The following is a 13,185-nucleotide window of genomic DNA, read 5'->3' as shown; positions in this document are numbered from 1 at the left end:
TGGGCAGCACCATGAGTATCGAAAGCCCGTTTCCCAAGGTCCAGATTCCCTCATCAAACGTCTACGAGTACCTGTTCGCAGACATCGATCCCGCAGTGGCAGAACAGGTCGCGCTGCTGGACGCCAAAACCGGCAACACCACCACCTACCGCCAGATGATCGACCGGATCGACGCGTTCGCCGGGGCGCTCGCCGCGCGCGGACTCGGCCCCGGTGACGTGGTCGGCCTGCTGGCCCCCAACAGCTCGGCCTTCGCCGTCGCCTTCCATGGCATCCTGCGTGCCGGTGCCACCGCCACCACCATCAATGCGCTGTTCACCGCCAAGGACATCACCAAGCAGCTCACCGACTCCAAGGCCGCCCTGCTGGTGACGGTCTCAGCGCTGAAACCGCAGGCACTGGAGGGCGCGCTCGCAGCGGGCCTCGACGAATCGTCGGTCGTCGTGCTCGACGGCCCGGGCGCCGACACCGACGGGCACCCCAACGCCGAGGACTTGCTGGCCCCGGCCCACCCGGCACCGCAGGTCAGCTTCGATCCGGCCACCCATCTGGCCGTGCTGCCCTACAGCTCGGGGACCACCGGCAACCCCAAGGGCGTGATGCTGACGCACCGCAATCTGGTGGCCAATGTCGCGCAGATCCGCCCGCTGCAGGGCATGACCTCCGGTGATGTCATCCTGGCCGTCCTCCCGTTCTTCCACATCTACGGGATGACGGTCCTGCTCAACGCCGCGCTGCACGCCCGCGCTCAGCTGGTTATCATGCCCGGCTTCGACCTGACCGAGTTCCTGGCCAATATCGCCGATCGCAAGTGCACGCACGCCTTCATCGCCCCGCCGGTCGCGGTGGCGCTGGCCAAGCATCCGCTCATCGACGACTACGACCTGTCCTCGCTGCGCGCCATCATGTCCGGTGCCGCGCCGCTGGACGAGGAACTCGGCCGCGCCGTCACCGCGCGCCTGGGCTGTGCGCTGGTGCAGGGCTACGGGATGAGCGAGCTGAGCCCGGTCAGCCACATCACGCCGTTCGACGGCGGTGCCGAACTGGTCGGGGCGGCGGCACCGGTCAGCTCGTGCGGGTGGACCGTGCCCAATGCGGTGTCCAAACTCGTCGACCCGGCCACCGGCAAGGAGATCGGGCTGCCCGAGAACGGGCTGAGCGAGACCGGGGAACTCTGGTTCAAAGGGCCCAATGTGATGGTCGGCTACCTGGGCAACGACACCGCGACCCGCGACACCATCGACGACGACGGTTTCCTGCATACCGGTGACCTCGCCCGCGTCGACCCGACCGGCTGCGTGTTCATCGTCGACCGGCTCAAAGAGCTCATCAAGTACAAGGGCTATCAGGTGCCGCCCGCCGAACTGGAGGCCGTGCTGCTGGGCCATCCCTCGATCGCCGACGCCGCCGTCATCGGGGTGATCGAGCAGGAATCCGGTGAAGAGGTGCCCAAGGCGTTCGTGGTGCGCCAGCCCGACACCGAGCTCAGCGAGGATGCGGTGATGGAGTTCGTCGCCGGCCAGGTCGCGCCGTACAAGAAGGTCCGTCAGGTGGCGTTCATCGATGCCATCCCGAAGTCGGCGGCCGGCAAGATCCTGCGCAAGGATCTACGCGGGCGGTAGCCCGCTTGTCCGGGCGGGCGGTAGGGCGCGCGCTGCGCGCGCCTGCCGGTAGCCCAGCGCAGCGCCGGCCAGCGGGATCAGCAACAGACCGAGGATGCCGAACAGTGAGGTCATCGGCTGGCCGGGGCGCGGGTCAGATCCGATGGGCAACACCGACAAGCCCATATCGGCCACCGGCAGCCCCGCGACCGGTGCCGTGATCGGCGCCGGCACCGGAGCCACCGGCTGCGGTGCGCGCACCTCGGCCGGCGAGTTCACCGGCGCCGGCCGCGACGGCGGTGGCGACGCCGGCGGTCGGGCCGCGCTGGCAGTGGGCGCGAGCACCGGTGGGTCGACGTCAGTGGGCGCGACGGGCGCTGCCGGACGCAATCCGGAACCACCGGTCCTGACGTCATCGGCGGTTCGCGCGGTTCTGGCGGTGCGCACCGTGCGCGCGCTGTCGGCGGTGGTCACCGACGGCCTGCTCCGCTCGCTCGACGACGCGTCCGCGTTGGCGCTGCTCTGCTGAGTACCGCCTGCACTGTCATCACGCGATCCGTTGCCGGCGACGTCGTTGCTGGGGACAATGCTCCGGGAGCTTTCGCCGCCACGTCTACTCGAGTCGTCACGGCGATCGGAATCGGCGGAGGCCGATCCGCGGTGTCCCGGGTCGGCGGTAGCGACAGCGCCAGGTGCGATGACCAGCGTCAATGCGACCGTTGCACCGGCAACGGCCGTCACCACACGCTTGCACTGACTCACTGGCTCCCCAACCTTTGGCCCTCACCTTACGCCACCGGGAAGTTTGCTTGTCAGATTCCTTCAGGATCGGTTTCGACACCGTCGGCGGCCTTCTGGACCAGGCCGATCGCGATGCGGGCCCATTCCTCGGTGGCACCGGACAGCCCGCAGGCAGGGGTGATACCGATCCGTTCGCGCAGCACCGTGCGGGGAAGCCCAGCCGGTCGGTGATCTTGGCCGCCGCGGCAGCGACCTGCTGAGGCTTCCACTGCTGTTGCTGCGCGGTGCCCGGCACCACCCCGAGCAGAACGGTCCGCCCGGATTCCACGAACTCGCCGACTCCGTCCAGGTCGGCCGCCTGCAGGGTCGACACATCGATAGCGATGGCCTGTAACTGGCTGCGCTGCAACAGCTTCCACGGCAGATCAGCAGCGCAGCTGTGCAGCGCGACCTCGCCGCCCACCCTGGCGATGCACTCGTCCAGCAGCACCGCGGCGACCTGCTCCTCGACCGGATTCACCGGGGAGAAGCTGGTCACCCCGGTCAGTCGGCCCAGCATCGCCGCGGGAAGCAGCGGTTCGTCGAGTTGCACCACGACCTCGGTGCCCAGCCGGCGCGCCACCTCGGCCCGGTGCAACGACAGTCCTTCGGACAGCGATTCAGCCAGATCACGCAGCGCCCCGCTGTCGGTGATGGCCCGGTGCCCGTTCGCCATCTCCATCTGGGCGGCGAGCGTGATCGGCCCGGCGGCCTGGACTTTCACCGTGCGGCCCGAGCCGTGCAGACCGGCCTTCTCCCAGGCCTCCTCCAGCGCGTCGAGATCCTCGTTGAGCATGCTCACCGCGCGGCGCAGCACCGAACTGCGGCCCGGCGCGATCCGGTAGGCCCGGGCCACCGTGTCGAAACCGATATCCACCAGCAGCGCGCCGGTACGCCCGATCAGGTCCGCGCCGACACCGCGGTTGGGCAACTCGACGAGGTGCGGCAGGGTGTGCAGTTCCCCGATGACGATCTCGGCGGCCTCGCGGGCCGACTCACCCGGCCACGATCCGATGCCGGTGGCGGCGGCGAAAACACTCATCGGCCAACCGTATTCGATCGCGCGGTCAGCGGGTGACAGTGGCGCTGGCAATGACCTCGTCGCCGGCGGGATCGGGCCGGTACAGCACCATGGTCTGCCCGGGTGCCACGCCCCGGATCGGGGTGCGGAGATCGGCGATCAGCCGCCCGTCGCGCAGCTCGGCGACGGCGTCGGCAAAGCCGCCGTGGGCGCGTACCTGGACCACGCCCTCGATGGGCCCGTGCGGTGCGGTCCCCGCGGTGAAGACGGGCTTCTCCCCCGTCAGCGTCGACACGTCCAGGTCATCGGCGGCGCCGACGCGCACCGTCCCGGTGGCGGCGTCGATACCCGTCACGTATCGGGGCTGCCCGTCGGGGCCGGGTCCGGCGATACCCAGCCCCTTGCGCTGTCCGATGGTGAACCCGTGCACACCGTCATGCTCGGCGAGCACGGCGCCACCGGAGTCGACGACGGCGCCCGGTCGCACCCCGATGCGGGCACCCAGGAAGGCGCGGGTGTCGCCGGACGGGATGAAGCAGATGTCATGGCTGTCCGGCTTGTCGGCGACCGCCAGGCCGCGGCGTGCCGCCTCGGCGCGAATTTCTGACTTGGGCGTGTCACCGATCGGGAACAGCGCGTGCCGCAGCTGCTCTGCGGTCAGCACCGCGAGCACGTAGGACTGATCCTTGTCGATATCGACCGCGCGGCGCAGCCGCCCGTCGGCCAGCCGCGCGTAGTGGCCGGTGGCCACGGCGTCGAATCCCAGGGCCACCGCGCGAGCCGACAGCGCGGAGAACTTGATGGTCTCATTGCACTTCACGCACGGATTGGGCGTCTCGCCGCGGGCGTAGGAGTCGACGAAGTCGTCGATCACCTCTTCCTTGAAGCGGTCCGCGAAATCCCATACGTAAAACGGGATGTCGAGAATATCGGCGACTCGGCGGGCATCGCCGGCATCCTCCTTGGAGCAGCAGCCCCGCGACCCGGTGCGCAACGTGCCCGGAGTCGCCGACAACGCCAGGTGCACACCGACGACGTCGTGGCCGGCGTCCACCATCCGTGCTGCGGCCACCGACGAGTCGACCCCGCCGCTCATGGCGACCAGAACCTTCATCGTCGCGTCCCCGCACTGGCCAGCGCGGCCTGCCGGGCCCGCTCCACCGCGGCCGGCAACACGTCGAGGGCGACATCTACATCGGCGTCGGTACTGGTGTGCCCCAACGAGAGTCGCAGCGAACCGCGCGCGGCGGCCGGGTCGGCGCCCATCGCGACGAGCACGTGCGAGGGCTGCGCCACTCCTGCCGTGCAGGCCGAACCGGTCGAACATTCGACGCCCTTGGCATCGAGCAGCATCAGCAGGGCGTCGCCCTCGCAGCCTCGGAAAGTGAAGTGCGCGTTGCCGGGCAACCGGTGATCACCGCTCGCGCCGTTGACGTCGACGTCCTCGATACGCGCCTGCACCCCGGCGATCAGTCGGTCGCGCAGGGCGCTGACCCGTGCGTTGGTCTCGGTGAGCGCCTCCACCGCCACCCGGGCGGCCGCGGCCATGGCCACCGCAGCGGCGACATCCGGTGTGCCCGAACGGACGTCACGCTCCTGGCCGCCGCCGTGCAGGATCGGCACGCAGGCGGTGTCGCGCCGCAGTACCAACGCCCCCATACCGGTCGGGCCGCCGAACTTGTGCGCGGCCACGCTCATCGCCGACAGCCCGCTCTCGGTGAACGCCACCGGGATGTGCCCGACGGCCTGGATCGCATCGCTGTGCATCGGAATCTCGAATTCAGCCGCCACTGAAGCCAATTCGGCGATCGGCATGATGGTACCGACCTCGTTGTTGGCCCACATGATCGAGATCAGGGCAACATCGTCGTGGGTGCTCAGCGCCGCGCGCAGCGACTCGGGTGCCACCGAACCGGCGGCGTCGACGGGCAGCCAGGTGACCTCGGCGCCCTCGTGCTCGACGAGCCACTCGACCGCGTCGAGCACGGCGTGGTGCTCGACCGGGGTGGTCACGATGCGCCGACGGCGCGGATCAGCGTCCCGACGAGCCCAGTAGATGCCCTTGACCGCCAGATTGTCGGATTCGGTGCCGCCGGCGGTGAAGATCACCTCGGACGGGCGGGCGCCCAGCAGACCTGCCAACGTCTCGCGGGCTTCCTCCATCCGCCGGCGCGCCGCGCGCCCGGACGTGTGCAGCGAGGAGGCGTTTCCGACCGTGGCCAGCGCGCCGACCATCGCCTCGATGGCAACGGGGTGCATCGGGGTGGTGGCAGCGTGATCGAGGTATACGGCTGTCATGGCCCATCAAGGATAGCCGCCGGGCCCGGGGCGCCCGTCCGCCGAGGTCAGGCAGCCAGCATGTGGCCGTGCGCCACGTCGCGGCCGGCGGTGCCGCGCACCGCCGCCTCGCACCGGGCCGCCAGGTCGCGCCGGTCCTGCCCCGGCAGTTCCAGCGACTGCACCTGGACGTGCACCACCGTGCGACGTGCCGTGACGAGCCGGCGGATCGAGTCGAGCAGGGTGTCCTCGCCGATGTAGGCGGGCACGGTCGACGGGCTGCCGTCGCGGTGGTGGTAGTTCAGCCGCAGCGGCTGCACCGGGCGGCCTGCGTCCACGGCGGCCTGGAACATGGCCGGACGGAACTGCCCGTATCCCAGTCCGCACCAGGTGGTGCCCTCCGGGAACGCCACCACCGTGTGTCCGTTGCGCAACCGCGCGGCCACCGCGCTGACCACCGCGGGCAGCCTGCGCAGGTTCTCCCGCTCGATCGGGATGACCTTCATGATGCGGGCGACGACCCCGAGCGCCGGCCAGTCGATCAGGTCGGCGCGGGCGACGAACGAGCCGGGCATCACCGCACCGATGCTGAAGATGTCCAGCCAGGACACGTGCCCGCTGACCACCAGCACGCCGCGCAGATTGCGGATGGGGCCACCGGAGACGGTGATCCGCACGCCGACGCAGCGCAGCATCAGCCGGCAGTAGGCGCGCTGCAGGTGCGAGCGGCCCGGCAACGGCACCGCGAGCAGCGGTACCGCCAGGAACAACAGCAGGGCACCGGTGACGCGCAGGGTCGTGCGGGTCCAGACCGCGGGACGGGATCCCAGCGGGGCCGCACCGGCGTGCATGCAGCTGGCATCGCAGGAAGCCCGCGGCAGCCAGGAGTGATCACTCGCGACGGTCATGCTGGAGTCTCGCTTTCGGTGGCGTCGGCGGCTTGGGACACCGAGCGCAGCCGCTTCAGGTAGCGGACATCGGCGTGGCGCTTGTCGAGCAGCGCCGGGAAGTCGCCGACGCCGAAATCGGGATCGTGGGCGGGTTCGCCGCACACCTGGGCGCCCAGGCGCAGGTAGCCGCGCATCAGGGCGGGCACCGTGACCCGCGCCGGCGGGTCGATCTCGTCGAGGCTGCGACCGTCGATGACGACCGGACGGTAGGGCCGCACGGTGAATTCCTGCGGGGCGCCGTGGCGGCGGAGCACGAAATCACGGACCCCACGCAGCTGGCTGCCGGGCTCCTCATGGGCTGGGTGCGTCGGCACCGACACGCAGCCGGTGACGTAGTCATAGCCACAGCGGTCCAGGTAGGCCAGGATGCCCGCCCACATCAGCAGCACGACACCGCCGTTGCGGTGATCCCCGCGCACCACCGCGCGGCCCATCTCGACCAGCGACGGACGCAGCGCGTCCAATGCGTGGACGTCGAACTCGGTGGCGGTGTAGAGGCTTCCGGCGGCGATCGCGCCGGGCGGCGGGAGCATCCGGTAGCAGCCGACGAGTTCGCCGGAGCCGTCCTCGCGCACCAGCAGGTGATCGCAGTACTGGTCGAAGCGGTCGGCGTCCAGACCGTCACCGGTGGGCGCCATGGCGAAGCCGGGTTCGGAGGTGAACACCTCGTGACGCAGGCGCTGGGCCGCCTCGATATGCGCCGGGTCGGTGGACAGCAGCAGGGTGTAGCGCGGCCCCGGTGTCCCGGATGTCGCCTGGTCGATGTCATCAGCCGGTATGAGAACAGATGCGGTACTCATGCCAGCACGGTCGCGCCTGCGGGTCTCCGGGCGGCATCAGGGGCGTGACGTGTCCGTGCACGGTGCGTGAACAGCACGCTCAGCACACGAAAGCGCCCCGGAACATGCGTTCCGGGGCGCCTTTCGAACTGCAGAGAGCGGGATTTAACCCTTACGGGCCTTGACCGCCTCGGTCAGCTGCGGGGTGACCTTGAACAGGTCGCCGACGATGCCGAGATCGGCGATCTCGAAGATCGGCGCCTCTTCGTCCTTGTTGACCGCGATGATGGTCTTCGACGTCTGCATGCCGGCTCGGTGCTGGATGGCACCGGAGATGCCCAGCGCGATGTACAGCTGCGGGGAGACCGTCTTACCGGTCTGACCGACCTGGAACTGACCGGCGTAGTAGCCCGAGTCGACGGCGGCACGCGAGGCACCGACGGCGGCACCGAGCGAATCGGCGAGCTCCTCGACGACCTTGAAGTTCTCCTCGCTGCCGACGCCGCGGCCACCGGCGACCACGACGCTGGCCTCGGTGAGCTCCGGACGGTCACCGGCCACGACGGGCTCGCGGGACGTGATCTTCGTCGCATTCTCGGCCGGGGCCGGGACCTCGACGTTGACGACCTCGCCGGCACCGTCGGCCGGGGCGGCCTCGACGGCACCCGGGCGCACGGTGATCACGGGGAGTTCACCGGTGGCCTGGGCGTCGACGGTGAACGCGCCACCGAAGATGCTGTGCACGCCGATGCCGCCCTCTTTGATCTCGACGACGTCGACCAGCAGGCCCGAGCCCAGACGTGCGGCCAGCCGGCCGGCGACCTCTTTGCCCTCGGCGTTGGCGGCGATCACGACGGCGGCGGGAGAGGCCGACTCGGTCAGCGCGGCGAGCACGTCGACCTTGGGGGTGACCAGGAAGCTGTCCACGTCGGCCGACTCGGCGACGTAGATCTTGGCGGCACCGGCGGCCTTGAGGCCGTCGGTGAGACCCGCGGCGGTGCCCTCGGGGCCCACCACGACCGCGGACGGCTCGCCCAGAACGCGGGCGGCGGTGATGAGTTCGGTGCTGACCTTCTTCAGTGCACCATCGGCGTGCTCGACGAGCACAAGTACTTCAGCCATGAATCTGTCCTTATGTGTTGTCAGAGAAGAATGGGATGGGCGACTAGATCAGCTTCTGGCCGACCAGGTATTCGGCGACCTTCTTGCCGCCCTCGCCCTCGTCGGTGATCTTCTCGCCCGCGGTCTTCGGGGGCTTGGGGGTCGACGAGAGCACCTTGGAGCCGGCGTTGGCCACGCCCACCTCGTCGGCCTCGACACCGATCTCGGCCAGCGTCAGGACGGTGACTTCCTTCTTCTTGGCGGCCATGATGCCCTTGAAGGACGGGAAACGGGGCTCGTTGATCTTCTCGTTGACGCTGACCACGGCGGGCAGCGAGGCCTCCAGGCCGAACACGCCGTCGTCGGTCTCGCGCTCGGCGGTGACCTTGCCGCCCTCGACGTTCAGCTTGCGCACGTGGGTCAGCTGCGGCAGACCCAGGTATTCGGCGATGACGGCCGGCACTGCGCCGCCGACGCCGTCGGTGGCCTCGTTACCGGCGATGACCAGCTCGGTGCCTTCGATGGTGCCCAGCGCGCGGGCCAGGGCCCAGCCCGTCTGGATCACATCGGAACCGTGCAGGCCGTCGTCCTTGAGGTGCACGGCCTTGTCGGCACCCATGGACAGGGCCTTGCGGATGGCCTCGGTGGCGCGCTCGGGGCCGGCGGTCAGCACGGTGACGGTGCTGTCGCCACCCTCACGCTCCTTGATGAGCAGCGCTTCTTCGACGGCACGCTCGTTGATCTCGTCGAGCACGGCGTCGGCGGCTTCCCGGTCCAGGGTCCAATCACCCTCGGACAGCTTGCGCTCGGACCAAGTGTCAGGGACCTGCTTGATCAGGACCACGATGTTTGTCATGACTGTGGTTCGTCCTCCTCGATGAGGCCGGCAGCCGGCCTGGGCATATCACGTTTTGTCCAACGGCCTCCAGGTTACTCGCGAGTAACTTCGGTGGCACGCATGGACACCATAACCCGTTGGTTGGTTCGCTCAGACCCCACGGTCGCCAGGGCATCCGTTCGCGAACCGGCCATTACGGGTTAGCCTGCCTTCCAATGAGCACAATCGGTTCCGTCGACAGCGCTGGCCCGGGCGATCCCCTGCCCCTGACCGGCGAGCGCACCATCCCCGGCCTGGCCGAGGAGAACTACTGGTTCCGCCGCCATGAGGTGGTCTATCAGCGGCTCGCCGACCGGTGCGCCGGCCGCGATGTGCTCGAGGCGGGCCCCGGTGAGGGCTACGGCGCCGACCTGATCGCCGGGATCGCGCGCAGCGTCACCGGGGTGGACTACGACGAACAGGCCGTTGCCCACATCCGTGCCAAGTACCCGCGGGTGCGGATGCACCTGGGCAACCTCGCCGATCTGCCATTGGCCGATGGCTCCGTCGATGCGGTGGTCAACTTCCAGGTCATCGAGCATCTGTGGGATCAGGGGCAGTTCGTCGCCGAATGCGCGCGCGTGCTGCGACCGGGCGGGTCGCTGCTGATGTCCACGCCCAACCGCATCACCTTCTCGCCGGGCCGGGACACCCCGCTCAACCCGTTCCACACCCGTGAACTGAACGCCGACGAGCTCACCGACCTGCTGGAGCAGGGCGGCTTCCGGGTCGAGGCCATGCTCGGGGTCTTCCACGGCGCCGGACTGGCCGCCCTCGACGCCCGCCACGGGGGTTCCATCATCGCGGCCCAGATCGACCGCGCGGTCGCGGATGCACCGTGGTCGCAGGAGTTGCTCGCCGACGTCGCCGCGGTGCGCGCCGAGGATTTCGATCTGCTCGACGCGAAGGAGAGCAACATCGACGACAGCCTGGATCTGGTGGCCATCGCGGTGCTGCCGTGACCGGATCTCCGCCGGACCCGGCACCCGGGATGTTCACGCTGGTGCTGCACACGCACCTGCCGTGGCTGGCCCATCACGGCCGCTGGCCCGTCGGCGAGGAGTGGCTCTATCAGTCCTGGGCGGCGTCCTATCTGCCGCTCGTGCGGGTGTTGCGCACGCTGGCTGCCGAGGACCGCAGCCATCTGGTCAGCCTGGGCATGACCCCGGTGGTCACCGCTCAGCTCGATGACCCCTACTGCCTGACCGGTATGCACCACTGGCTCGCCAACTGGCAGCTGCGCGCCCTGGAGGCGACCACCGTGCAGGCCGGGACCGGCGCCGAGGGCACCTTCGGTTCGGCGGAAGCGATGCGCCGGTTCGGCGTTCGCGAACATGCCGCCGCCACCGAAGCGCTGGAGAGCTTCACCACGCTGTGGCGCCACGGTGGCAGCCCGCTGCTGCGCCAGCTCGTCGACGCCGGGACCATCGAGCTGCTCGGCGGTCCACTCTCGCACCCGTTCCAGCCGCTGCTCAATCCGCGGCTGCGCGAGTTCGCGCTGCGCGAGGGTCTCGCCGACGCCCGGCAGCGCTTCGCGCACACCCCGAAGGGCATCTGGGCGCCCGAGTGCGCCTACGCCCCGGGAATGGAAATCGGTTACGCCGCAGCCGGTGTGGGCCACTTCATGGTCGACGGTCCGTCGCTGCACGGCGATACCGCGCTGGGCAGGCCCGTCGGCGACACCGATGTGGTGGCCTTCGGTCGCGACCTGCAGGTCAGCTACCGGGTGTGGTCGCCGAAGTCCGGCTACCCCGGGCATGCCGCGTACCGCGACTTCCACACCCATGACCACCTCACCGGCCTCAAGCCGGCGCGGGTCACGGGTCGCAACGTGCCCTCGGAGGCCAAGGCCCCCTACGAACCCGAGCGCGCCGACAGGGCGATCGACAAGCATGTCGCCGATTTCGTCGGCGTGGTGCGCCGACGGCTGCGCGAGGAAACCGAACGCATCGGCAGGCCCGCGCACGTCGTCGCCGCCTTCGACACCGAGCTGTTCGGGCACTGGTGGTACGAGGGTCCGAAGTGGCTGGAACGACTGCTGCGCGCACTGCCCGAGGCCGGTGTCCGGGTCGGCACCCTCGCCGATGCCATCGAGGCCGGCTTCGTCGGGCCAGCGGTCGAATTGCCGCCCAGCTCTTGGGGTTCGGGCAAGGACTGGCAGGTCTGGAACGGCGAGAAGGTGTCCGATCTGGTGCAACTCAACGCCGAGGTCGTCGATACCGCGCTGTCGGCGGTGGACAAGGCGCTGGCCCACCGCGGCGCCGGTGCGTCCCGCGATCTGGTGGCCGACCAGATCCTGCGCGAGACACTGCTGACGGTGTCCAGCGACTGGCCGTTCATGGTCAGCAAGGACTCCGCCGCCGAATACGCCCGCTACCGCGCGCATCTGCACGCCCATGCGACCCGGGAGATCTCCGCGGCGCTGGCCTCCGGACGCCGCGAGCAGGCGCAGCGGCTGGCCGGTGACTGGAACCGCGCCGACGGGCTGTTCGGCGCCCTGGACGCCCGGCGGCTCCCCCGATGACCCCACCCGTCGAAGGTGCATGCCCGTGAAGATCCTCATGGTGTCCTGGGAGTACCCACCGGTGATCATCGGCGGCCTCGGCCGCCACGTGCACCACCTGGCCACCGAACTCGTGCTGGCCGGCCATGAGGTCGTGGTGCTCGCGCGCCGGCCCACCGGCACCGACCCGAGCACCCACCCGTCGACCGATGAGGTCACCGAGGGCGTGCGCGTCATCGCCGCCGCCCAGGACCCGCACGAGTTCGGCTTCGGTACCGACATGATGGCCTGGACGCTGGCAATGGGCCACGCCATGGTCCGCTCCGGCCTGACCCTGCGCGACTGGCAGCCCGACCTGGTGCACGCGCACGACTGGCTGGTCGCCCATCCCGCCATCGCGCTGGCCGAATTCTTCGATGTGCCACTGGTTTCCACCATCCACGCCACCGAGGCGGGACGGCATTCGGGCTGGGTGTCGGGGCAGGTCAGCCGGCAGGTGCACGCGCTGGAATCCTGGCTGGTGCACGAGTCCGACTCGCTGATCACGTGTTCGGCGTCCATGCGCGAGGAGATCGACGCGCTGTTCGGCCCGGGCTTGTCCGAGACGACCGTCATCCCGAACGGGATCGACACCGACGGTTGGCCGTTCGCGCCTCGCCGGGTCCACGGCGGACCGGCCGCGCTGCTCTATTTCGGCCGCCTCGAGTACGAGAAGGGCGTGCACGACGCGATCGCGGCGCTCCCCCGCATCCGCAAGACGCACCCGGGCACCACACTGACCATCGCCGGCGACGGCACCCAGCTGGCGTTCCTCACCGAACAGGCCCGCAAGCACAAGGTGCTCAAGGCGACGAAGTTCATCGGGCGCGTGGACCATCAGCAGCTGGTCACCTTGTTGCACCGGGCCGACGTGGCGGTGCTGCCCTCACACTACGAACCGTTCGGCATCGTCGCGCTGGAGGCCGCCGCCACCGGTACCCCCTTGGTGACCTCGACCGCCGGCGGGCTGGGCGAGGCCGTCATCGACGGTGTCACCGGGATGTCCTGCCCGCCGCGCAACGTGGCCGCACTCGCCACCGCGGTGCGCGGGGTGCTCGACGACCCGGCCGCCGCACAGCGCCGGGCGCTCGCCGCCCGCGACCGGCTCACCTCCGATTTCTCCTGGCCGACGGTCGCCGACCACACCGCCCAGGTGTATCTGGCCGCCAAACGTGCCGAGCGGCAACCACAACCGCGCCGGCTGATCGTGGAACGCCCCCTGCCGGATTACGGCTGACCCACCCGCACCCCCGCCCC

Annotated in this window: 12 protein-coding genes and 1 pseudogene; 5 read left to right on the top strand and 8 right to left on the bottom strand. The window is 69.9% G+C overall.

Features of this window, described 5'->3' with window-relative positions; genetic code table 11:
• The first annotated feature begins 11 nt into the window (after positions 1-11).
• Positions 12-1,622, top strand: a complete 1,611-nt coding sequence (locus C6A86_RS09900; protein ID WP_105363405.1) for a 4-coumarate--CoA ligase family protein — start codon at positions 12-14, stop codon at positions 1,620-1,622.
• Here the strand turns inward: C6A86_RS09900 and C6A86_RS09895 are convergent.
• Positions 1,608-1,736 (bottom strand): hypothetical protein, encoded by a 129-nt coding sequence (locus C6A86_RS09895; protein ID WP_255419453.1) that lies wholly within the window; start codon positions 1,734-1,736, stop codon positions 1,608-1,610. The genes C6A86_RS09900 and C6A86_RS09895 overlap by 15 nt on opposite strands.
• 28 nt (positions 1,737-1,764) lie before the next feature.
• Here C6A86_RS09895 and C6A86_RS09890 point away from each other — a divergent pair, with 28 nt between their 5' ends.
• The gene (locus C6A86_RS09890; RefSeq protein ID WP_233213008.1) at positions 1,765-2,130 is read left to right on the top strand and encodes a hypothetical protein; all 366 of its coding nucleotides are present in this window, start codon (positions 1,765-1,767) and stop codon (positions 2,128-2,130) included.
• A 283-nt stretch (positions 2,131-2,413) separates the two neighbouring features.
• Here C6A86_RS09890 and C6A86_RS09885 read toward each other — a convergent pair.
• The 7 genes and pseudogenes from C6A86_RS09885 to C6A86_RS09855 form a co-directional block, all read right to left on the bottom strand.
• Positions 2,414-3,423, bottom strand: a pseudogene (locus C6A86_RS09885) (methionine synthase).
• 25 nt (positions 3,424-3,448) lie between these two features.
• The gene (gene mnmA / locus C6A86_RS09880; RefSeq protein WP_105362993.1) at positions 3,449-4,516 is read right to left on the bottom strand and encodes a tRNA 2-thiouridine(34) synthase MnmA; all 1,068 of its coding nucleotides are present in this window, start codon (positions 4,514-4,516) and stop codon (positions 3,449-3,451) included.
• Entirely contained in the window at positions 4,513-5,700 is a 1,188-nt protein-coding gene (locus C6A86_RS09875) for a cysteine desulfurase family protein (RefSeq protein ID WP_105362992.1), read from the bottom strand. Before C6A86_RS09875 ends, mnmA begins: the two co-directional genes overlap by 4 nt.
• A 47-nt stretch (positions 5,701-5,747) precedes the next feature.
• On the bottom strand, positions 5,748-6,587 hold the full coding sequence (locus C6A86_RS09870; RefSeq protein WP_105362991.1) for a 1-acyl-sn-glycerol-3-phosphate acyltransferase: 840 nt from the start codon (positions 6,585-6,587) through the stop codon (positions 5,748-5,750).
• On the bottom strand, positions 6,584-7,429 hold the full coding sequence (locus C6A86_RS09865) for a GNAT family N-acetyltransferase (protein ID WP_105362990.1): 846 nt from the start codon (positions 7,427-7,429) through the stop codon (positions 6,584-6,586). The genes C6A86_RS09870 and C6A86_RS09865 overlap by 4 nt, the downstream gene beginning before the upstream one ends.
• Positions 7,430-7,573: 144 nt before the next feature.
• A complete protein-coding gene (locus C6A86_RS09860) occupies positions 7,574-8,530 on the bottom strand; it encodes an electron transfer flavoprotein subunit alpha/FixB family protein (protein WP_105362989.1) in 957 nt (318 codons plus the stop codon).
• Positions 8,531-8,573: 43 nt separating this feature from the next.
• Positions 8,574-9,365 carry an electron transfer flavoprotein subunit beta/FixA family protein gene (locus C6A86_RS09855; protein WP_105362988.1) on the bottom strand — a complete coding sequence of 264 codons (792 nt, stop codon included), beginning with the start codon at positions 9,363-9,365 and terminating at the stop codon, positions 8,574-8,576.
• A 197-nt stretch (positions 9,366-9,562) separates the two neighbouring features.
• On the opposite strand from C6A86_RS09855, the gene C6A86_RS09850 reads away from it, so the two are divergent.
• The 3 genes from C6A86_RS09850 to C6A86_RS09840 are packed head-to-tail and all read left to right on the top strand — an operon-like array spanning position 9,563 to position 13,165.
• Positions 9,563-10,348 (top strand): bifunctional 2-polyprenyl-6-hydroxyphenol methylase/3-demethylubiquinol 3-O-methyltransferase UbiG, encoded by a 786-nt coding sequence (locus tag C6A86_RS09850; protein WP_199196158.1) that lies wholly within the window; start codon positions 9,563-9,565, stop codon positions 10,346-10,348.
• 29 nt (positions 10,349-10,377) lie between these two features.
• A complete protein-coding gene (locus C6A86_RS09845; protein ID WP_199196159.1) occupies positions 10,378-11,910 on the top strand; it encodes a glycoside hydrolase family 57 protein in 1,533 nt (510 codons plus the stop codon).
• A gap of 25 nt (positions 11,911-11,935) precedes the next feature.
• Entirely contained in the window at positions 11,936-13,165 is a 1,230-nt protein-coding gene (locus C6A86_RS09840) for a glycosyltransferase family 4 protein (protein WP_105362995.1), read from the top strand.
• The last annotated feature ends 20 nt before the right edge of the window (positions 13,166-13,185 follow it).

Origin of the sequence: Mycobacterium sp. ITM-2016-00316 (assembly GCF_002968335.2) — a bacterium.
GTDB lineage: Bacteria > Actinomycetota > Actinomycetes > Mycobacteriales > Mycobacteriaceae > Mycobacterium.
This window is presented reverse-complemented; position numbering and strand designations above follow the sequence as displayed.

Bases quoted from the DNA above. Each gene is read 5' to 3' on its own strand.
- C6A86_RS09855 (WP_105362988.1), bottom strand. From the start codon at position 9,365: ATGACAAACATCGTGGTCCTGATCAAGCAGGTCCCTGACACTTGGTCC.
- C6A86_RS09890 (WP_233213008.1), top strand. From the start codon at position 1,765: ATGGGCAACACCGACAAGCCCATATCGGCCACCGGCAGCCCCGCGACC.
- C6A86_RS09875 (WP_105362992.1), bottom strand. From the start codon at position 5,700: ATGACAGCCGTATACCTCGATCACGCTGCCACCACCCCGATGCACCCC.
- mnmA (WP_105362993.1), bottom strand. From the start codon at position 4,516: ATGAAGGTTCTGGTCGCCATGAGCGGCGGGGTCGACTCGTCGGTGGCC.
- C6A86_RS09860 (WP_105362989.1), bottom strand. From the start codon at position 8,530: ATGGCTGAAGTACTTGTGCTCGTCGAGCACGCCGATGGTGCACTGAAG.
- C6A86_RS09845 (WP_199196159.1), top strand. From the start codon at position 10,378: ATGTTCACGCTGGTGCTGCACACGCACCTGCCGTGGCTGGCCCATCAC.
- C6A86_RS09900 (WP_105363405.1), top strand. From the start codon at position 12: ATGAGTATCGAAAGCCCGTTTCCCAAGGTCCAGATTCCCTCATCAAAC.
- C6A86_RS09895 (WP_255419453.1), bottom strand. From the start codon at position 1,736: ATGACCTCACTGTTCGGCATCCTCGGTCTGTTGCTGATCCCGCTGGCC.
- C6A86_RS09865 (WP_105362990.1), bottom strand. From the start codon at position 7,429: ATGAGTACCGCATCTGTTCTCATACCGGCTGATGACATCGACCAGGCG.
- C6A86_RS09870 (WP_105362991.1), bottom strand. From the start codon at position 6,587: ATGACCGTCGCGAGTGATCACTCCTGGCTGCCGCGGGCTTCCTGCGAT.
- C6A86_RS09850 (WP_199196158.1), top strand. From the start codon at position 9,563: ATGAGCACAATCGGTTCCGTCGACAGCGCTGGCCCGGGCGATCCCCTG.